At 42.9% G+C, this 21,519-nt stretch carries 17 protein-coding genes and 3 pseudogenes; 4 read left to right on the top strand and 16 right to left on the bottom strand.

The window, feature by feature from the left end:
• Positions 1 to 42: 42 nt before the first annotated feature.
• The 11 genes and pseudogenes from P378_RS24545 to P378_RS13090 form a co-directional block, all read right to left on the bottom strand.
• Positions 43 to 3,149: pseudogene (locus tag P378_RS24545) on the bottom strand (type III restriction-modification system endonuclease).
• 11 nt (positions 3,150 to 3,160) lie between these two features.
• Positions 3,161 to 4,663, bottom strand: coding sequence for a site-specific DNA-methyltransferase (locus P378_RS13120; protein ID WP_338013932.1), 1,503 nt, complete (start codon positions 4,661 to 4,663; stop codon positions 3,161 to 3,163).
• A gap of 70 nt (positions 4,664 to 4,733) precedes the next feature.
• Positions 4,734 to 5,111: a hypothetical protein gene (locus P378_RS23675; RefSeq protein ID WP_338013922.1), complete on the bottom strand. Its 378-nt coding sequence runs from the start codon at positions 5,109 to 5,111 to the stop codon at positions 4,734 to 4,736.
• A 2-nt stretch (positions 5,112 to 5,113) separates the two neighbouring features.
• On the bottom strand, positions 5,114 to 5,740 hold the full coding sequence (locus P378_RS13115; RefSeq protein WP_099083565.1) for a DUF4391 domain-containing protein: 627 nt from the start codon (positions 5,738 to 5,740) through the stop codon (positions 5,114 to 5,116).
• A 1-nt stretch (position 5,741) separates the two neighbouring features.
• The gene (locus P378_RS13110) at positions 5,742 to 8,492 is read right to left on the bottom strand and encodes a helicase-related protein (RefSeq protein ID WP_338013921.1); all 2,751 of its coding nucleotides are present in this window, start codon (positions 8,490 to 8,492) and stop codon (positions 5,742 to 5,744) included.
• Positions 8,493 to 8,545: 53 nt separating this feature from the next.
• Positions 8,546 to 8,968, bottom strand: a complete 423-nt coding sequence (locus P378_RS23670) for a phospholipase D-like domain-containing protein (protein ID WP_338013920.1) — start codon at positions 8,966 to 8,968, stop codon at positions 8,546 to 8,548.
• Positions 8,969 to 9,035: 67 nt separating this feature from the next.
• Complete coding sequence (locus tag P378_RS13105) at positions 9,036 to 11,006, bottom strand: DUF262 domain-containing protein (RefSeq protein WP_099083564.1); 1,971 nt, start codon at positions 11,004 to 11,006, stop codon at positions 9,036 to 9,038.
• A 366-nt stretch (positions 11,007 to 11,372) separates the two neighbouring features.
• Positions 11,373 to 11,861, bottom strand: a complete 489-nt coding sequence (locus P378_RS21940) for a C1 family peptidase (protein ID WP_238473218.1) — start codon at positions 11,859 to 11,861, stop codon at positions 11,373 to 11,375.
• Entirely contained in the window at positions 11,807 to 12,166 is a 360-nt protein-coding gene (locus P378_RS21935) for a hypothetical protein (RefSeq protein ID WP_238473217.1), read from the bottom strand. The genes P378_RS21940 and P378_RS21935 overlap by 55 nt, the downstream gene beginning before the upstream one ends.
• 52 nt (positions 12,167 to 12,218) lie before the next feature.
• Positions 12,219 to 12,596, bottom strand: a complete 378-nt coding sequence (locus tag P378_RS13095; protein WP_099083563.1) for a YcbK family protein — start codon at positions 12,594 to 12,596, stop codon at positions 12,219 to 12,221.
• Between the two features lie 2 nt (positions 12,597 to 12,598).
• Entirely contained in the window at positions 12,599 to 12,781 is a 183-nt protein-coding gene (locus P378_RS13090; protein WP_099083562.1) for a YvrJ family protein, read from the bottom strand.
• A 174-nt stretch (positions 12,782 to 12,955) separates the two neighbouring features.
• Between P378_RS13090 and P378_RS13085 the strand changes: the two genes are divergently transcribed.
• Positions 12,956 to 14,533, top strand: coding sequence for an IS1182 family transposase (locus tag P378_RS13085; RefSeq protein WP_099083561.1), 1,578 nt, complete (start codon positions 12,956 to 12,958; stop codon positions 14,531 to 14,533).
• A 1,486-nt stretch (positions 14,534 to 16,019) separates the two neighbouring features.
• Here P378_RS13085 and P378_RS19740 read toward each other — a convergent pair.
• The gene (locus tag P378_RS19740) at positions 16,020 to 16,190 is read right to left on the bottom strand and encodes a hypothetical protein (protein ID WP_180261104.1); all 171 of its coding nucleotides are present in this window, start codon (positions 16,188 to 16,190) and stop codon (positions 16,020 to 16,022) included.
• A gap of 365 nt (positions 16,191 to 16,555) precedes the next feature.
• Here P378_RS19740 and P378_RS13070 point away from each other — a divergent pair, with 365 nt between their 5' ends.
• A complete protein-coding gene (locus tag P378_RS13070) occupies positions 16,556 to 17,200 on the top strand; it encodes a YpjP family protein (RefSeq protein ID WP_099083558.1) in 645 nt (214 codons plus the stop codon).
• A 137-nt stretch (positions 17,201 to 17,337) separates the two neighbouring features.
• Complete coding sequence (locus P378_RS13065) at positions 17,338 to 17,859, top strand: hypothetical protein (protein ID WP_099083557.1); 522 nt, start codon at positions 17,338 to 17,340, stop codon at positions 17,857 to 17,859.
• 20 nt (positions 17,860 to 17,879) lie between these two features.
• Here P378_RS13065 and P378_RS13060 read toward each other — a convergent pair whose 3' ends face one another.
• From P378_RS13060 to P378_RS13050, 4 genes and pseudogenes are all read right to left on the bottom strand, one after another.
• The gene (locus P378_RS13060; RefSeq protein WP_420796005.1) at positions 17,880 to 18,467 is read right to left on the bottom strand and encodes a S8 family peptidase; all 588 of its coding nucleotides are present in this window, start codon (positions 18,465 to 18,467) and stop codon (positions 17,880 to 17,882) included.
• 3 nt (positions 18,468 to 18,470) lie between these two features.
• Positions 18,471 to 18,656 (bottom strand): annotated as a pseudogene (locus P378_RS24245) (DDE-type integrase/transposase/recombinase); the annotation flags it as partial.
• Positions 18,657 to 18,738: 82 nt separating this feature from the next.
• The gene (locus P378_RS21930) at positions 18,739 to 19,365 is read right to left on the bottom strand and encodes a DUF6431 domain-containing protein (RefSeq protein ID WP_238473240.1); all 627 of its coding nucleotides are present in this window, start codon (positions 19,363 to 19,365) and stop codon (positions 18,739 to 18,741) included.
• A 550-nt stretch (positions 19,366 to 19,915) separates the two neighbouring features.
• Positions 19,916 to 20,557, bottom strand: a complete 642-nt coding sequence (locus tag P378_RS13050) for a hypothetical protein (protein ID WP_099083555.1) — start codon at positions 20,555 to 20,557, stop codon at positions 19,916 to 19,918.
• Positions 20,558 to 20,803: 246 nt separating this feature from the next.
• On the opposite strand from P378_RS13050, the pseudogene P378_RS13045 reads away from it, so the two are divergent.
• Positions 20,804 to 21,283 (top strand): annotated as a pseudogene (locus tag P378_RS13045) (IS1595 family transposase); the annotation flags it as partial.
• Positions 21,284 to 21,519 lie beyond the last annotated feature (236 nt).

The following is a 21,519-nucleotide window of genomic DNA, read 5'->3' as shown; positions in this document are numbered from 1 at the left end:
TGAATAAATTCTAGAAAACATCTTTACTAAATGTTTGCCACCTTATAGCTTACCCATAATATTGAGCAGGCTTTGGTAACTGTCCACATCGTGGTATTTGACCTTACTGGTGGATATCTGGTTAAACAACTTCTTGGCACAGTCTATTTTTGCCTTTTCAATTTCCCGTAACTTCATGCTTTCCATTGAACCTTTTGTCTCGGCAATGAAGTAAATATGCTTGACTGTCCCTTCATAAAAGGCAATGGCCCAGTCCGGTGAGTAATTGCCAACGGGAGTGGGAATAGCAAAGTCCTTTGGCAGTTTGGCATAGACACAAACCTCATCTGCCAAATCCATTTCCTCGGCAAACCTCCGTTCGACGCTCTTTTCGGCGGTGCCGTCGGTAAAGACATAGTCTTGAATGTGTTTCTTGGCCCGGAAGGCTTTGGCAAAATCACCCTCATCTTTTTCCATCGTAAAAATGCTGCTATCATACTTTTCTTCAATTTGATTATAGGTGATATGCTCCACGATCATAGTGGCCTTTTGTTCCTTAATCAAACGGATGGCTTTGCTAATAAACTCTTCCGGATTGTGTTTAAATAGGGCAAAGATATGGTTACCTATACCAGCCAGAATAGCCGCCACGGTGCGGCGGGTAAGGGTGGTACCCTCGGCAATTTTGCCAATTAAGTCGTATTTGATTTGACTGGCGGCGGCGTGTTGCAGGGTTTTGGTAGAGGTATGTTCCTGCTGAAAACTTTCCCCGCGGGCAATGGCCTCTTCATGTAGATTCAACGTTTGTTTGCCAGTCACGATGGTGTATTGCAGCTGGGAGACAAACATATTTTCATTCATATGCTTGATGGCCTTAGCAATTAACTCCTGGCTATCGAACTCCACGGTATAGGCATACTGGTGGTTAATATAGCTCCAGAGGGTTTGGAATTCCTTCTTAAAGAAATTATCATTGAGGGCATTTTCTTTAACCTTTGTTTTATTGCCGTCTTCCACCATGTCATCCAGGACACTCTTATCAAAGACGCTCTGGATTAAGGTATGGACACCTGCGGCCAGGGGGGCCAGGGATTCCGGCAGGGACGCCAGACGGTTGTTGGCTAAATCTGTCCGGTATTCCCTTGTTACGTTATCGTTGTCATCGATATAGTCATTTTTCAGCAGGTAACGGTAAATGTCCTTAGCCAGTTTGACATCCAGAATAACGGTCTGATCTCCCACCGTAATGGTCTTACCCATAAAGTATTCCAGACTGGCTTTGGCCGGACGGTCATACAAGGCTTCTTTAATGCCGGTTTGTAAATCAGCCACAAAGGTCCGGTATCCCTCGCTGGCAATGACCGTCAGCATATTGATATTATGGACCGTCTCGCCGATGCGCTCGGCATCCATGCGCACCCCTTGCTGATTGACACAGAGGCGCAGGCCGCGTCCCACTTCCTGGCGCTTTTGGGTGGGGCTACTGCCGCCGTGCTTGAGGGTGCAAATTTGAAATACGTTGGGATTGTCCCAGCTCCCGCAGGGCGGAGTGGGAGAAGATAAAACGGACCGGTTCCTCAAAGCTGAGGAGCCGTTCTTTGTTTTTAAGAATCAGGTCGTAAGCACTGATGTCATCGCTTTCATCGCTGCCCCGTTTGATGGCACTGTCCACCTTGCGCCCCTGTTTATCTATACTGAAATAGCCGGTATGGGTGGCGCTGGGTTCAATGCCTTTAAGGTAGCGAATGTAGGGGGTATCTTCCAGGGTGATATACTCATTTAAAATATTGATATACTCTTGCTCAAACATCTCACCGTACTCGGAGTTGACCTCTTCCCCGGCCTCGTTATATGCCCGATACTTAGCCACCTCATCGATAAAGAACAGGGACAGGGTCTTGATGCCCATTTCAAAGAGCCGCTTTTCCTTTTCAAAGTGAGAGATAATGGTTTCACGGATTTGAATGCGGCGCATATCCTGTTCGGACACATCCCCCACCACTTCCCCCCGGGCCAAAACATGACCGTTGGTAAAGGTGACAGTACCCCGGATGGGTCAATCTCATTGATATGATAGCCTTTGTACTGTTCCAACTGATTGGATACGGCATAAAGATTATCATCAACCCCTACAATGCGGGTGTCCCGCTTGATCCCGGATTTTTGTTTAATCTCCAATTCAATTTTGGCCATAGGCGGCTTCTTGGGGGAGATAAGGATATTTTCCAGGTACAGGTATTTGGTTGTCCCCCGCAGGTTCTTAACTTCAAAGCCTTTGACCTCAATCTTTTTGACCAGGCGCTTGTTGTAGGCATCCACCGCATCCAATACATAGACCAAGTTGTGATGCTGGGCGTGGGTGGCCGAGTAATTGAGGCAGAACAAAGGATTGAAATTGGCTAAAGCCTTTTGGGTCTTATCGCCACCCATCTTTTGCGGCTCGTCCAGAATGAGGATAGGGCGGTTGGCTTTGATGACATCAATGGGCCGGCGGCTGCCGAAATCATCCAGTATATCATAGATACGGCGGGCTTCTTTACTTCGGGCATCTTCTTTCAGGGAAGTATTGAAGGCCTGTATGTTGATAATCATCACGTTAATACCGGCACTGGAGCTGAAATTATCAAGCTCGGTTAGGTTTTTGCTGTTATAGACAAAGAAGCGGGCCTTCTTACCATAATGCTCCATGAAGTGATCCCGAGTGATTTCAAAGGATTTTTTACGCCTTCACGGATAGCAATGGAGGGAACTACTACGATAAATTTGCTCCAACCGTACCGCTTATTTAATTCAAAGATGGTCTTGATGTAGACATAGGTTTTGCCGGTACCGGTTTCCATTTCCACATCTAAGCTGCATTTGCCTAAATGATTGACTAAGCTGTCGGACTGTTTGATATTGTTGCGGGCTTGCATGTTGCGAATGTTGAGCAGCAGTTGGTCACTCTGCAGGGCAATGTCTGCGTTTTTAAAGCCTGCTGCAACCTCATCTTCCAGCAGCAGGGTCTGCTGTTGTTCTATAAATATGCGGGTTTGTTCTTGCCTGAGTTGTTTTAGGCCTAAGTCTCGCACATAGCTGACACGGTCGATATAGGGTTGTCCGGCAAATATATTAACCACACTGTTGACGGCATCGGTTTGGTATTGCTGTATTTTAAATTGAAACTTCACCGGAACACCTCCTATAGAACCTTTCTTTCCGTGGAGGGGCTGTAGGTGGCAAAAATCTGCTCAAAGTTGGCCGCCACACTGTCGCTGGCCAGGGAGCTATCCCGGAACACCGCATAATAGGGCTTTTGCTTGGCGATTTCGGTAATGACCTCGCCGGTGACATTGCTGTCGAAGCAGGCCAGCAGATAGCCCTCGGCCACGTTAAAGACCCTTTTACCGCCGATGGTGGTTTCTTCAATTTTACTGGAGAGCAGTATGCCTAAATCCAGCATCACCTGGAACAGCAAATCTTCCGGGGTACGGTCGGGCTTGATGTTGTCGGCCAGGGCAAAGAGTTCGGTTTGTGCATACTCCGCGGGATGGTAGTAAACGTCCTGCATATTGGTGGAGTCCACCTTGAGGACCCGAAAGCCGGTATCCAGCTTGCCTGCCAGTTCGGGATGCTCCTCCAGAATCTTTTTACCGGCCCGACGGATGCGTTCTTTACCGATTTCACATATATTCTTGTAACCTGCCTTATAGGCTTCGGATTTTTCATCTGTTTCCTCGGGCAGTTGGACCATAATGAATTTGCGGTTGCCTCCGTCTTCGGCATTTAACTGCATGACGGCGTGAGCAGTAGTAGCAGAACCCGAGAAGAAATCCATTACAATTGAGTCTTTTTCCGTCCCAGTTACAATGAGTTTTTTTATTAAATCAACTGCTTTAGGAAAATCCATTATACTGGCCCCAAACAACTCCTTAATTGCCTTCCTGCCATAGTCATTAGTTATTTCTTTATCTGTCCAAAGTGACTTAATCAAAGTTGTTGCAATATTTCCATCACTATCTGATAGATAGTCTTTTCTGTAAATTCTCCATTCATTTCCTGTTTTTTCGGCAATAAGCAATTTGTTTTCAGTGCTTACTTTTTGCTTTGCCCATGTCCAGCACGTTTTTGTTCCATCAGGAGCATCAGGCCACACTTCATCAGAAAAATTGCTATTTTTAATTAAGGAAACCTGACCATTTTTAGGATTAACATATAATGGATAATATAGATTTGGTCTGGTAATTGGATTAAAGGACTGGTTTCTGTTTCTCAGACCAAGTATTCTAAATTTACCGAAAGAGTCCTCCCGATTATATTCTTCAATCATACGACCTTCTTTTTGTACTCCACCCATAGTTGATGTAAGTTGAAGGTTCCTTCCATAAATAAGGATAGCCTCATGTGTCCTTGCAACGAATTTGTCTAAATGCCTACCGCGTGGGTTTAGCTGAACTGCGAGTGTTGCTATATGGTTACCTTTCCCAAAGACCTCATTACAGATTTTTTGAGCATTTTCGAGTTCATTATCGTCAATACTGATAAAAACAACTCCGTCATCTGTTAAGAGATCTTTTGCCAACTTTATGCGAGGAAAGAACATATTCAACCAATCAGTATGAAACCGCCCGTTACTTTCGGTGTTCTGCACAAGGCGATTACCATCATCATCATACTGCCCGCTATTTGGCATGTATTCGCTAATATCCTGAGCAAAATCATCCTCATAAATAAAATCATTCCCCGTATTATAAGGCGGTCGATGTAAATCATCTTCACCTTACCCAAATAAGTCTCCTGTAGCAGCTTGAGAGCATCCAAATTATCCCCCTCAATATACAGGTTTTCGGTGGTATCAAAAGCCACACTTTCCTCCCGGCAAGGCGCAGGGTTTTGGCAATAGGAGCGTTGGCCAAGAGGATGGACTTTCTCTTATCCGGCCAGGTAAATTGGTAGCGTTCTGCCGGGCCTTCCACCAGGACGCTGGAGAGTTCCTGACGTAGGACATCAAAATCTATGGCCTGCTCAATGATGGCAGAGCCGTCTGCCCGGTAACCCTTAATGACCTCGGTGAGGGCATTGGGGAATAACTCCCCGATTTTTTTAATATTGTCCTCCACTTTATTGATTGAGTGCATTTTCAGCTTGTCCACCGTTATTCTCCTTTTTCCTGAGCTAATTTCTTCTTCATACTTTGCAACTTGGTATATAGTTCAAACCTTTTTTTAGGTTGTTTTTCATTGCGGGAGAGCCGCTCCAGTTTATCCACTTCCTTTTGCAGCTTTAGGATGGTTTCTTGTTTTTTGAGCTTTTCTTCAATGGTTAGACCACCCGTGGCGGGAACGATCTCTTCCTGCAGGGCGATCTGTTCGATAAACCCTTCCCATATGTTATCAAGATTAAGCCCTTTCACAGCCAGCTCAAGGTCTGCCAGTGGAAGCCACTGGGTCTTGTAGAGTTTGCTATAGTAAAGGGCCAGTTGTCCCTGGTCCTGGAATTTCAAGAGAAAGAGCAGCTTATGGGCATTTTGCCTGGCTATGTTTTCGATAATGCGGTAGTCCAGATCCTGTTTTTTCAGCTCAATAGATAGCACCAATATTTCAGCTATCTCCCCACCCTTTTCCACGTTTAAAGTATCCGGTGCCAGCTTGTACTCCAGGACAATACGTTTTACATCCGAAACAAATTTCTCCCGGACTTCGCTGCTTAGCGTAAGCCGCTTATAAAAGGCTTCCTTTGGCATAATTCGCCCAACCACAGCCGTGCTAGGGAAAGACAACATCTTAGATCACCACCATGAAGCAGATTAGCTCAAAATCATCCAAACCGGAGATGTTACCAGTAAGGAAGGTGGTTTGCCCAGTGCCAAAGAAGCTGTCCATGTCACTTTCTTCCTTGACGGTAATAATAGAAGAAATGGCATGCTGGAGTAGACTCGATACACGGTCCATTTTCTTGCCATCGTTAGTTTCGCGGTTAAAGATTTGGCAAGCCTCCATATCGGGTTTTACTTTGCCCCGGGAGAGATGGCGCAGCATATCCAGGGTGGCTTTGGGTTCCAGATGGTTGCAAATAACTTCCCCATCGTCGCCAATGTACACCATGTAGAAGGGGTGCAGGCGGTTTTGATTGGCATGGTTAATCATGTTGTTGACGTTCTTCAGCACAAATACCACGCCGGGCTTGTCGCCCCTTACCACGGCATGAATACCAGTGGGTGTGCGTTCTAAATTGGGATTGGCTTTGAGATAGGCCAGCAGGTCCATGCGGAATTCGTTTAAGCCCAAATCCATAATGGAAATACCGCTGGTCATTTCCTCCAAGTCCACCACTTCATTCTGTAGTTTTTCCAATTGTTGCCTGCGGTAAATCAAGTCTCCCTTTTCTTCGGGGTTAAGGTAGTCGTCATCGCCGGTGGCAGTCATGATGGAAATGCGCATTCTGGCTTCCACGCGGCTTTTCAGGTTGATATAATCGTCCAACGTGATATCCGGCCAGAAGTTGACCAGTTGGATAACGTCATTTTGGCTGCCAATGCGGTCAATCCGTCCAAAGCGCTGAATGATGCGGACCGGGTTCCAGTGAATATCATAGTTGATGCAGTAATCGCAGTCCTGCAGGTTCTGTCCCTCGGAAATACAGTCGGTGGCGATGAGTATGTCTATCTCGTTTTTATCCTGCGGCATCACCAGGGCCTTTTCTTTGGACAGGGGTGAAAAGCAGGTTAAGATGGTATTCATATCGTTACGGAATTTGGCAATGGTGGTTCTTCCTTCAATATCCCCGGTAATTAAGGCACTGTTTAAGCCGAACTTGATTTTGACAAATTTGCTGACATTTTCATAGAGGTATTCCGCTGTGTCCGAGAAGGCCGTGAAGATAATAATTTTTTTGTTGTCCCGGTTAATGGGGTGCTCAATTTTATGCTCAATCACACGGAGCAGCTCAGTGAGCTTGGAATCATATTGGGGCGTGATGTCGCCCACCATGAGGATAAGAAGCTCCAGGATTTCCAAATCGGCTGCTAAGTCCCGCTGCCAGGACAGGTAATCCATATCCCGCAGGTCAATTTTAAATTTCTTGCCCACATTAAACATATCGATGTTCTGGTCATCCAGATCCAGGTCCCCTAAATCAGTCATCTCACGTACTGTAACCTCTGCACCGGGCCGGAAGTTTTCAATGGATTTTAAGGTGTCATAGATTTGCTCATAGATGCGCCGGACAGTTAATTTAAAGGAATGCACGGAGCTTTCCATTCTCTTGAGCAAGTTGATGCTCATCAAACGTCGTATGCCTTCCTCACGTCCACTCTGGGACAGCCGCCGGCTGTGTTCGGAATCCAGGTCAATGTATTTGCTTAGCTTGCTGGCCAGGATATAATTAGTTGGCGTATAAATGGATAGATTCAGCTGCATCAGTTGCTCATAGACCTGCTCATAGTTGATGGCATTGTTTAGGGTTGTCAGTTTGGTTCGTAAGGAAATTGGTTTGTTGCGTTCCGGGAACTTGCCAATTTCCGAGGTATCGTAGTAGCGCTCAATGTGCTTGCGGGAGCGGGCAATGGTAACACTGTCCAACACCTCGAAGAAGTCAAAATCCAGCTGTTTCAGTAAGGAAGCGGTGGTGCACTGTTCCGGGAGCTGTTTGGACCAGGAGTTATATACCTTTTGGGCCATACGGAAAATGGTATCGATGTCGGTCCTGGTATTCAGCTTTTCATTAATAATTTCCGCTTGCCCTTCATAGGCCAATGCCAGCTGGTTGCGCAGATCATAGAAACGGTTGTTCACCGGGGTGGCGGAAAGCATCAAGACCTTTGTTTTGACACCCGGGCGGATAACTTTATTGAGCAGTTTCAGATAGCGATTTTCTTTTTCGCCATCCTCACCGGAGATGGCACCACCGTTGCGGAAGTTATGGGATTCATCAATGACCACCAGATCGTAGTTGCCCCAGTTGATGCGGTCCAGGGATATGCCAATGACGGAATCCCCCCGCTCCCGGGACAAATCGGTATGAAAAAGCACGTCGTACCTCAGGCGGTCATTATACAGTGTGTTGTTAATTGCGTTGCCACGATAGGTCAGCCAGTTGTCCTTTAGTTTTTTAGGGCACAGCACCAGTACGCTTTTGTTGCGGTTTTCGTAGTATTTAATCACTGCCAGGGCGGTAAAGGTTTTACCTAAACCAACACTGTCGGCCAGGATGCAGCCGTTGTATTGTTCCAGTTTATTAATGATGGCCAGGGCCGCATCCTTCTGAAAGTTATATAGCTTATTCCAAATCAGGCTATTTTTGAAGCCAGTGGCTTCGTTGGGCAGAACATCCTCGGAAATATCTTCAAGAAACTCATTAAAAATGTTGTAAAGGGTGAGGAAATAAATCAGCTCGGCAGAATTTTCCTGGTAGACTGCGGAAATGTATTCAATAACTTCTTCGGTCACATCCTGCAGCCGATTTCCGTCGTTCCAAACACTATCGAACAGGCAAACGAATTCATTGCTGAAGGGGGCTTCCATTTTAGTTACCATATTATGAATATTGTTACCCCGCTCGCAGCCGATATCAACGGTGGTAAAGCCGTTTAAGGCATATAGGTGAGTTGCTGGTCACCTGTTTGTACGTTGAGAAAACCGCCCATACCTTCTTGGGTGGAGTTGGATTTAAAGCGGACCTTCCTGCGAATCCATTCGGCACATTCTTTGGCGATGGCCTTTTGGGTCAGTTCATTTCTTAGTTTTACCTCAAATTCGGTGCCGTAAAGGCTTCTTTCCCTATGTAAGCGCGGAATGTAAAATTCGCGTTTTTCCTTGGGAGATTTTTCGGCGACAAATGTGGGGGACGTAAATATAAAACGCAGGGAATCAATCTGACTTAGCTGACGCTTCAATTCTTTATAGGCATAAATAGAAAAACAGGCGGCTGCAATAGAAACACGGCTTCCTGGTGTAATGACCTGGACTAGATCATCTTTTACTATTTTGTTTATATTATTGAAAACTTCCATAAAGGCTCCCCCCACCGGATATCATATCAAAATGATTGTTATAAACCAATTAGTTGAGCTATGAGGATTAAACTATCTCCACTTTCCAATCATCATTCGATAACTCCACGGCCTGCAGTGCTTGAAAGCAAAATCTTTCAATATCTTTAGCTGATAAATTCACTTCAACAAATGCACCATTCTTTAGGGTACGAATAGCACGGAATTTGTTTTTATCTCGCCCGATAAACCGAGGAAACTGTTTCATGAGCAAATCCATTTTTTCCGGTTCTAACTCGGCAATGGTATTTATGGTCTGCTCCAAAACATCCCGCCAAGAAGAAACTGTAAAATACTGTCCCAGTATCCATAGGCCGGTGGGAGTAGTACCAGTAATACCGGACCGATTGGTTTGTTCACTTACCGTTTCACCAAAGTAGGGCCAAATTTTCAGTGCTAACTCAGCCAAGTGCTCCGAGCGTTTTTTGATATCCTCTTTTTTCCAAGTGCTAGCGTTTTGGAAGAACTTATTCATTTCCAGGTGGCTTTCCTGAAGAAGTTGTTTCTTACTGTCAAAATCAAGGTTGGACAACTCGGAATTGTATTTTGTAAGGGTCAGGTTTCCTATGGTGTGCAGCAGTAGTTCATGCGTTAGTTCCCAATCTTCACCCAGGTAATTTTGCCAGTCTTCCGTAAGGGTTTGGGGCATAATATGTTCGATAGAAAAGTCCTCTAACGGCACTTGCTCTTTATGTTGGTAGGACTCTTCAAAGGTTTCTAAAATGAGCTTGGCCTTCACTGCACGATCGCCGCTGCCGTAGAGCTTAACATCTTGCAAGCGAGCCAAGAACTCCACGTCTTTGGGATATTTCTTAGTTTGCAGAATGACTTTTACTCCGCTGGCAAAGGATTCTGCTTTTATCTCTTGTACCTGGTTATAGAGGGAAGGGAATATTTTATTAAGCGAATTAGTTGGTACGTTACATATAAATCTTCTAATGGTGAAATTTTCGATGGTCTTAAGCACTTCGTAGAACTCTTCTGTTGTAATTACTTGGTTGAAATAGTCCTCATAGCAGTTTAACAGGAACGGGTAAGCGGTATTTACTTCAATTCTATTGATTCGTTGCAATGCCTTGCGAAGCATTGGTTTTTCTTCTTTCATCGGGTTTAACAGTCTTTCATAGTAACCTGCAAAACGAGACAATTCTTTCAGGTAAGTGAGAGCATCTTCCCTGTTAATCATTTCTTTGAGGGAGAAATAAACATCGTTTTGTTTAACATTGGCACCATTTCTCATTAGGTAATGCCGGATAAATTCGGTGAGGCTTTCGCCCAAGGCTTCATCCATCGGTTTCCAATATTGATTGTATATTTTTTCTTGCTCATTTACGTGGATTCGCATAAAGAAGTAGTTGCGAATTAAATCCGATTGCGTAAGAGGCTGGCCTTTGGCGTTTAGACTTTCGAACACAAGATAGGGGTTGTCATCTGGGTCTAAAACAATGCTAACAATGGACAGCTTCCCGGTAATGATATCTTTTATTTTTTCCGCATCAATGTGTTCGGGCCTTAGCTTCCTCTCGAAAAATTGGTAAGCCCCTGTAATTTTATCCACTGTGCTTATAGAATTGCCGTCTATGATGTTATGGAATGATGCTCGGTCTACTTGCGTAGGTTGTAATTTATAGTGATCTAGCCCACCTTTATAGGGATTTACCAGTAAGGTATTGTTAATCTCTTCAGCTAATAGAGGTTGTTTACATTGCTTGGCTTTATCTCGCAGGGCCGCTAAAAGTATAAATATGGTGGTAAGACGCTGTTGGCCATCGATCAAGAGGTACTTGGGTACCCCTTCGGGTACAGAGGCTGCAGGCATGGTTACAATGGAGCCAATAAAGTGGCTACGGGGATTTTCTTCCTCTAGAAGCTCCATGATATCCTTCCAGAGCATTTCCCAATCTTTTTTCTCCCAGCTATAGGTTCTTTGAAATAAAGGGACTATGTATTGTTTGTTACCTTCAATGATTGCTTGCAATTTTGTTTCGGATGCTTTCATGGCTTTTCCCCACCCTTTCTCTAATTTTGGTTGCCTTTATGTCTTTTAACGTACTTACTAATAGACATTTATTAGCGTGAAATTTTTAAATTCATATCCAAATTATTTGCTATTAAAATAAGAGTTTTTTTGCAAACCCTGAAAGGAATAACAATATACCTATTCAATCGATACGTAAAAATTTCCTTTTGTTTTAACTACATAATCTTTTCCAATTTTATCTTCTTACTACAATTCAATAGGTTTTACTTGTTAAGTCGGCATGCGATAAAAATCTGCCTATACACGATTGTATTGGCAGATTTTTATCAGATTTATCTATTATAGAAGGGCACTTAGCCAGTGGTTTAAAAGCGTTTTCTTAAGTTACTTCCCCGTCCACATATCTATAACCAGGCCCCTGATCCAATATTGATAGGGCAAATAAAAATACCCCTGGTCTCCCCAATTCTCTCCCCAACTGTTGCGGACAACTGCCCACTGCTTGGTATCGTCATAACCCACCACCAGGACGGCATGGCCGCCGAGCAGTTGTTCGGTTTCCGTATAGGGTATTGGCACAGTACCTGTTTTAGCCACCTCATCGCTTTCAAAAGATTCATAGACCAGCATACCAGTAACCACCGGCAGTCCTTCCGCCAGTGACGTTTTCAGCATGGTTAAATTGCTGACCCGGTGATATTGGCTGATTTTGTAGTGATGGGCATCCAAAATGTCCCGTAAGGTTGGCGGTTGAGTAAACTTGTCAACATTGTAGGGGTCGTCGGATTCCGGGCAAACACCGATATTCTTGAGCACCTTCATGCCGTCACGGATGGTGGCGCCGCTGTCTTCATCAATCGTGCCCTCCAGCATACGTTCCTCTCGTAATACAGGAACAGCCTGGACAGTCTCACCAAGGGCTGCTTTGCCTGTATCATCAGGTATTCACGCAGGCCGGAGGCAATTGCATTGGCTGTGCAGGAACCAAGCTCGCCCTGGTCTACCACCGGGCTACACCGGGATCTGAGGTTAACCGCCGGGGGCAAATCCTTAGGATGGATAATCGCTTTGGCCTGGTAGATATTGTCCCGCAGGTCGGGGCTGTCTTTCTGCAGCTTATAAACGCGTTTCACCTGTACATCCTCTCCCTCCATAAATCTGTTTTTAATCTCCACCAAAAACCAACCACATACTTCCATTTAAGGGGCAAGGCTCTGCCAGATCTCACAATTAACCATCCCATCTGGCTCGGTAACCACGCACATCCACATGGATAAAACCATGCTGCTGGTACAGGCCAATATTGTCAAAGCCCGCCTGTTCCGCCAGTGCTGCCAGGCTTTCAACCGCCAGGCCCGGTACCCTTATGTCCGCCGCCATGCCCTTTAGGTGGTAAGAATTAGTCGCACCGCCCACCGCCCCGATGTGAACCGGGCAGCGGTAGCCGCTGTTCACCAGCACCGGGGCACCGGCTAGGCATCGCAAGTATTCCAGCTTCTGCAGCAGCTCCGTCTGAACCAGCAACCTACCACAGCAGCGACAGGCCAATTCACCTTCTATAAAGTGTGGCGTTAACTTCAGCCAGGGCCTTGCCTTAACCGCGCCCATGCTTACACCTTCTTTATCTGTCGCAGTTTGTCAACGTCAACATCCATATACTTCGCTATGACCAGGGTTTGCATGTCTATACTTCTTTGCAGGTCTTTGATTATCGGTTCTAAGCGTATCAACAGGTGGCCAGACACGACTATAGGAAAACCGTAATTGCTGACCATTTTGAAAAATTCTTCCATAATGGCACCCCCTCGTAAAAAAGGGAGTGGATTATTCTCCACCCCTCCTAGGAGACTGTTAAAAAACTCCAAACAATAATAACCAAAAATAGATATTTTTAGCATAAYAGGAAGGAAAATAGAGATATTTGTAGAAATAAATACCTATCATCAGATAGGGAGTGCTAATTTAATATGTTAAAGCAAAAAGGACGTCAATTATCTATAACCGACATTGATGTATTAGAGCAATGGAGTAACAGACCCCTTGTTTCTGAAAACAGCATCTATTATGCCCTTGCTGAAGCTGATGACATATTTTCCGACGAACTTTTTTCTTCTGCATACTCCCATAAGGGGCGTCCYGCTRCCTCTCCGGCCATGCTAACCAAAGTTTTATTACTCCAGTTTTATGAAAATGTGTCAGACCGGCAGGCAGAAGAGCGAGCTTTATACGATCTGCGTTGGAAAGTTGCACTTCATTTACCTATAGGAGAGTCCGGCTTTGACCATAGCACGCTGTCTAACTTTCGTGACCGTCTTCTTCAGAATAAAAAAGAGCAGGAAGTTTTTCAAAAAATACTGGAGAAAGCTGCCGAAAGAAAACTAATCCCTCAAAATTCGGTTAGACAGATAATTGATTCAACCTGCACCCTGGGCGCAGGTGCAGTTCAAGATACTTATACCTTAATTAGAAAATCTATTTACAAACTCATTCAAGAACTCCAAAAACATATCAATATCGTTGAAATTGTAAAAGAACCATTGAAGCTTAACTATCAAGATGACAGCAAGCCTAAGATTGACTGGAACAACCCAGAAGAACGCAACCAATTATTAAATGACCTGATAAGTGATGCAGAAAAGCTRCTTTCTRCCATTGAAAGTCATAAACTTAGCCCAAAGGGACAGCAATTAAAAGAAATCCTTTCCAAGATCGTTGAGCAGGATATCCAACGGCAGGAAGATGGTACAGTTATTATTAAGCAAGGAGTTGCCAAAGACAGAATAATCTCAACCAGTGATCCGGAGATGCGTCATGGGCGCAAATCCAGTTCCCGTCTTTTTGACGGATACAAAACACATACGGCCATGGAAGAAGAAAGTGAATTTATTACTGCCGTAGAAGTAACCCCTGGTAACCAGCATGATTCCGAAGCTGCGACCAAGTTAATAGATGCACAACCTAAAGAACAGCAACCGGAAACTATTATGGGTGATACTGCCTACGGTACCGGACAAGTACGGGCTGCAATGGAAGATAAACAAATTAAAGTAATTGCCCCTGCTCCAGCCGAACCCCAAAGACCAGGCTGTTATCCTAAATCTGCTTTTAATATTGACCTGGAAAGTGAGACATGTCAGTGTCCCGCAGGAAAAATCGCTGAAGAAAAACGATACAGTAGAGCAGGTAAACTTAAAGCCTTTGCATTTAGTGAAAAACAATGCGGTAATTGCCCTTTAAAAACAGAATGTACACAGAGTAAGCAGAACAGACGAATTGTAACTGTACACCCTTACGAAAAACAACTACAAGCTGCCCGGGCTTTTCAAAAGACTGAAGAATTTAAAGAGGCCTATTCCGGTCGCTATAAAATAGAACGCAAACAATCAGAAATGGTGAGATATGGTCTGCGAAAAGCCAGATACATTGGCCAAGCCAAAGTTAAAYTTCAAGCATATCTGATAGCAACATTAGTCAACTTCAAGCGATTGTGCAAACTAACAATGGAACAAATTGCCAAAGAGCCATTACCTGCGATTATAGGATAAGTGCGCCCAATTGCATGACAAATACTGGAAAATGGGAGGTAATATACTCAAAAAATATTAGTTTTCGTCTTAAAATCTAAAAAAAGTGGGTCACTACTGTTAATTAATGTAAATTTTATTTTTTGAAAGAAGTAAAATTAGGGTTTTAAAGGGGTTTTTTCAACACCCTCCTAGTAGAATTGCAAGCGACTTGATTCTTTTGAACATTAAAGCTACCCCCTTAAATTATTTTTCAATACCTAGATACGGAAGGTAGCTTTTTGGTTTCAAAAAATTTGTTATTTCCCAAAAAAAGATACTCCCTGCTGAGGAGGTTTGAAAGAATTTTTTATTTAATAGATATCCTGTGGATCTATTGGCAATTTCCAACTAAATGTAGTATTCCTTCATAAAAACCAGGTCTTTTTCAACAGTAAGGGTAACTTTTTATAGTTTTTTCTCACTCACTTCGGGTGGTAACAGCTTCCTACACTACCCCATGACGGAGGAGAAACAGTACCTTCTTACCGTCATTGGCGATAGTTTGAAACATGGTTATTTACCGAAATTGGCAATGAACTGGTTACCGCCATTCAGCGTGGTTTGCTACAGTTAATCTCTAATAATGACAGATAATATCTTACTTGATATTAAAACTTGCACAAAAAGTTTTTAACATCAAGTATCTTTATGAATGCGGATAACGATTTAACTTGATAATCGTAAAGCAATCATCAATGAATTAGTATTGAGTAAATTAATTATGGCTCACTTTCAATTTTTTTGAATCCATAGATAGAAATTTATAGATAGGAATTTGCTTTTTCATAGACAGTATATTACTGCCCGTCAAACATAAAATTGTAGCCGATTTATGCATAATTTAACGATAGTTTTTCCAAAAACTGTTGCTTTACCGGATTTATATGAACGATAGCCCGGCTGTTTTACCAAAAAGGACAGGCATGCAGACTCTCATGCCAAAATGTGCGCACAATCAAACAGGCCATGACAGATTCAATGTAACAACACGTGAACAATCCTCATAGCCCTATACTGTCCAAATCGTCAACCTATCTTGATAAGACCCCTAAATACAGTCCTCATAAGGTGTCAACTGGGAATATTCATCCTCATACGGCATTTGGAGGACAGAATCATCATGGGTTATATCATAAGACGGTCCGGAAGGTTTTGAAGCAGGATGTACTGATGCTCCTTATAAAGGTTGGGGGGATCATGATTTCCCGGCATCCACAGATCCAGGTGCAGCAACGGGCCCAGTTCCTGCGGAAAACCTTTTTTGAAATATCGGAATCAACCAGTGAAGGCGCCTGGTTGTCAGTCTCTGTTTTTTGCGCATTCCCCGCGACTTGTTTCCTAATCAAGCGCTATATATAATAATCCTTCCACATAGTTAAAAATGTATAATTTTCGACAAGCAGCTTACGTAGATTGATTATTGATAGTTCTTTGTTGCCCGAGACTGTTTTCGGCATCCCTGCCCTTAGCCGTCCAGTGCGTCGGGTCTCAGGGCAAAGAGTTCACGGAGTTGCCCTGTGTCCAGCTCCGTCAGCCAGCTTTCACAGGAGCCGATGATGCTTTCAGCCAGAGCTTTTTTCTTTTCCATCATTTTTTCAATAACCCGCCTTATGGCGGTGACTCCCTGGCTGGTCACCAGTTCGACAAAAAGCTATAAAAAGTACCCGTTGTGTTTTTTTTTTTGATATGTTATGTTCAGTATCAGGAAGTCGAAGCTGGAAGGATCTTGAAGAACAAAGGGAGTCTGATGTGTTTGCCGCGCCGTCTGAAGCATGCGCCTGCCGGAAAAGGCAGGCAAGGAGGTGAAGAATTTTGTTACTTTTTCAACCCCGAGATCCCTCTCAAAAAAGTAATAGTGATTTGGAGGCAAACCGGGTGTAGCCTGACAACCTTGTTCCCATAGTATGCCATCCAGAACCACTATTACAATTCCATTTAACCATTTATTCTGAAAATCTTCAATCCCCAGAGGGCTTCATCAAAAAATGAGGAGGTTTTATAATGAGATCGGTTAAACAAAAACTGAGTTTGGTTCTCGTGCTTGCCTTACTGGTTAACATGTTGTTGCCGGGCATGGGTGCGTTTGCCGCTGAAACAAATAATTTTGTAGTTCCTGGTAGCGGCGAACAGATACTTATATCTCCGGATACGTCTAATTGGGGAGAGCAAACTAGCACACCGCAATCAAATGGAAATTCAAGTAGTCAGGTAAATAGTAATAAAGAAGAAGCAGTCGCGAATCAGATTTTAGATTCAATTAATAATCAGCAGAATGTCGTCCAGAATGATTCGAATAATGTAGAAACACAATTTTGGGGTCAACTTCTTAAAAAGGCAGCAGAGTTTGCACTTAAAAAATTGGGGCCGAAAGTAAAGGACGAAGTGTGGCCTGCAGTTAAAAGTAAGTTAGATGATATAATGGCAAAATATAACGACTTGTCAATAAATGGCCCAAGTAAAGGGGAACAAGTGTTTGAAATAGTAAGCAAAAAACATGGCGCAGTATTTCGATTGGATGCTACGCTGTTAAAGAAGTATGATGGCTACTATTTGTACGTGCATTATCATACGCCACCAGATATGAGTAAGCATCATGATATTGCAACTGTTTATATAGGTAAAAACAAACCGCCTGGCTACAGATAATTAAAATACTTCCAGGATTAGTCAGGACAAATGTCTCTAGTTACACAATACTAATAATGAGGTATTAAATCATGTATATAATTTAATACCTCATTATATTATAAACGAAGCTAAAGCTATCGGGAGGATTGATAGGTGTGTATAAACCAGAATTAACATCTTATAAAATTAATTTTGACAAGGGTGATGTTGATGAATCAAAAGTATTAGAACTACTAATTGATATATTGGGCCAACCAGACAATGATTTTATTAACGCTTGCAAAATAATAAACTTGGATTCAAAAGAAAGTAATATAGTTGGGTATCAAGTTCATTTAACAGAAGAAATCATTAAGGTTATCAAGAATCGTTTGGGTGAATTAGGAGTAAATATTGGAGAAAAATTTATAAGAGATTACGGCCATTTCCACATTACTATATATAAAGAGGATGTTAAAAGCAATATACTCTTGGAAACAGAGGATGAAGGAATTGCATACGAGAAAGAAGACAATAGTTGGGATGTATATTATATTGAGGGTTCTCTTGAGGAGTATTTGAGAGTAGATGGAGAATATTTTATTTTTAATATATCTAATGATGAGATAAATAGTCTTGAAGATATTAAAGAGAGGTTTAAAAAATGGGTAGATGAACACAAAGAAAGGATGAAATGAATTAAAAATAATGGGGATTATTACTGGCATATTGGGAGAGGAGCCATCGGAAGAGACGGAAGGTAGATTTGTAAAATTAGAAGCATTAGACAATAGTAATACTGGGAACTGCCGCTTAACCGTACATAACTGCCCCAAAGATAGGTAGAAACGATATCGGTTCCGGGAGCCAGCAGATCCACTTCCGGGCCACTGCTGCTAAAACTTGCCAATTTGCCCCTGCTGTCCACCACGGCAACACTGAGGGTTTCATCAAATACCGAAGGATAATCCACGGTATTCGGGCCACCGTCATTGCCGGCAGCCGCCACGATCAACAGCCCCCGCCTGTGGGCTGCGCGGACCGCTTCCTCCAGCGCACTGCTGTACTTATCGGTGCCAAAGCTCATGTTTGCCACGTGAATTCGGTTTTTCAGACACCAATCGATGGCATTAATGGCGTTCAGGATTGTACCCTCACCCCATTGATCCAGCACCTTGACGGCATAGAGTTCCGCCTCCGGGGCCACGCCCACGATTCCCCTGCCAATATTGGCAGCGGCGATAATGCCGGCCACATGGGTGCCATGACCGTTATCATCATAGTAAGATGCACCGGGGACAACCAAGTTTTGAAGGTAGCGTTCCAGAGTCCTAAGACCCGGTCTTACAATATGTCCATCAGGATCAATATACTCTTTAGCTGAAATATCTTTTAGCAGTGCCGCCTGTTCTCCTTTTTCAAGCTTGCGGCAGACAATTGGGGCAATGAGCCCATAGCGAAAATTCGCTATGGCCAAGCGCTTTTCTTCATCCATAATGTGTCTCTCTCCTTTCCATGGTTTTAAATCTATTATCCGAAAAAGGCCTAAACCCAGGGAGAGGACAACTTTTGTGGGCTTAAAGTAAGGCTTTCGCCCCAAACATCCGATGGATCAGAGAAAAAGCCGGAAGGGAAGTGAAATAGGTATTCTTCAAGGTTAAAGAGAGAGCGCGACACAGAAAACGAACCAAAGACAAAAGGACTCTTACAGCAAATTCTGTACGAGAAGTAAGCTTTTGGGATGGAAGTTTTAGCCCGGGGAAGACGTTAAGCAACAGGTTAAAAAGGTCGGTAGTGACTTTTTGCGCCCTGCTGGATATCACCCTAATCCAACGCTTGAGTGTTTTTAAAGAGACCACGTGGGAATGCGGGTTAAACATGTTAAGTAATTCGCCCCATGAAAGAGAATCTTCTACTCTAACACATATAGCTCTTTCTATGAAGGAAGCCATAAAACTCCGAAAAGGCCATGGAAAATCCGGAAGAAGAGAAATAGTCCTCTCCTCATGTCCTTGAGACTGGCACTCATAACGGTAAATTGGGATTCGCTGCTCGCTGTTAGAATCCACTGCCCAGCGCTCGTAATGGCCGTGTCTATGTGGTCGACAGTTTCCGCAGATTGGGCATGGGAAGTTGAATTCAGGAGATTTTTTACCGTAACGTTCTAAATACTCTTTGACAGATGCCCCTAAGAAAGTTACCATAATCATAGCAGGACTTTACAGTTCCTGTGGGTTGTGAGCTTTCGGGGGTCTTGGCGGATGTACCGAAAGCTCATTTTATTTTGCTTAAGAACTGTAAACACAAATCACCCCAGTTAAAGTTCTACGGAAGATAATCCATTACCTTACTTGGCAAGTCAAAAAGAGTGCGTGTGCCTTATGTGGAAAAGCCCTCTGGGGTGTGGCTTAAAAGAGCTTTTCCACAACGGCACGCCCCGCACACCTTCGGCGGCTGCATTGGGTATTCCTTATCCTGCGCGCACCTTATTATTGATGTTAACGACAAATAATTAAGCCAAAATTCCATGTTTACCGACACAGAATTTTGGCCTTAACACTTGGTAAAGTTAGCGCCGACAATTACTATCAGATTCGTGATAAGAGGAGGGGGTTAGTCACCCCCTCCTACTTGATTATTTTTTTCGACGTTTTTTTAGAAATTTTACCAGTAAATAAATTCCTACGCCCATTAATGCTATACCAGATATATATATAACACTAGCTAAGGTTTGTCCATCCATTTAACCACCTGCTACTTAAGATAATATTCAGCAGTCGGACTAGTATAATTAAAGGTCACTAATTGGCCGATCCCTTTAATTATAACATAGAATTGCATTGTACCGTATACACTTGCAGTTAATGTTCTCCCTGAATCAATAATTCTAGTAGTTTGACCTTTTTGAGTCCATTTAAAACCCACTGGTTGATCTAGACCAGTAATCCATGAATTTACACTATTACAAGATAAAAAACGTTTAGTTGAAGAGTCATAACTATAATTTACCTGAATGTTTATCTTTTGTGGTGGCAGATATGGCACAGAACCTACCCAAAAAGATTTTACCTGGCTACCTGTTGAGGTAGCTAAAATTTGTAATTTTTCTGCAGGTGCTTCTTCAAATTGCTTATTTTTTTGTTTTATATCTTTTTGTTCTTTATAAAATTTAGCTATGTCTTTTTCAAGTTCTTCAACACTTGAATATTCTACAGGAGTAATACCTTCAGGAATATCAACTTGTTCAAATTTTACATCATATTTTTGTGACAATACATCCAGTTTAGAGTTTATCTCTTGTGCTTTATTTGTGGAATTACTATTTGCAAAAGCAATACCGTTGAACATTAATACAAACATTAAACCAAAAACAATACTTTTAATTACTTTTTTCAAGTTCACTACCTCCCTTAATTATTTTTAAAGAAATCTACTTAAAACAATTATTTATACATTGGACCCACCCCCTTTCCTACTAGACAGACAAGGGGGTGGGTTGGTTTTAAAAATAAATCGTAATATATCTACAAATATCGACATTATCAATAATAATAAATGAGTATACCGTTAGCTCAGTAGCCCCTTGTCCCCAGAACGCATGTTTGCTATAATAAATAAAACTTATGTTCTGAGGGTGATGGTATGGCTAAACAGGAAAAAATTACACTTCTTCAATTTCAAAAAATGTTCCAAACTGAAGAAGATTGCCGGACATATCTTTTTAAAATGCGCTGGCCTAACGGGTTTTGTTGTCCCAAGTGTGGCCATAAGGGCTACTATGAAATTAAAACCCGGCACCTTTTCGAGTGTACTGTATGCCATTATCAAGCATCCCTAACTGCTGGAACTGTAATGGAGAAGACACGTACCGAGCTGAGGATTTGGTTCTGGGCCATATATATGATTGCTCATGACAAGCGTGGCCGCTCTGCAGCTTCATTAAGCCAAGAACTAGGCATATCCTATAAGACGGCTTGGTTAATGCTTCATAAAATTAGAAAAGCCATGGCTAATCGAGATTCCCAATATATTTTAGGTGGTATAGTGGAGGTTGACGATGCCTTTTTTGGTGCCCCTAAAGAAGGCGGTTTGCGAGGCCGTGGTACAGATAAAACACCTGTGTAACTGATAAAATAAAATCAACAAATTTCAACAAATAAGAATGAACACTATATACCAAAATCCTCCTTTTCGGCTATGATGGAACTGGAAATTATTCAAACCACTTCATCATGGGCGGGAGGAAATTATGAACAATAGAGAAAGGTGGAAGATGTACTACGAGATTCAATCACTTAAAGAAATGGGATTGAACGTCTCTCAAATTGCCAGGAGGTGGGTATCTGCCGGAACACGGT

The sequence above is a fragment of the Desulforamulus profundi genome, from assembly GCF_002607855.1.
This window is presented reverse-complemented; position numbering and strand designations above follow the sequence as displayed.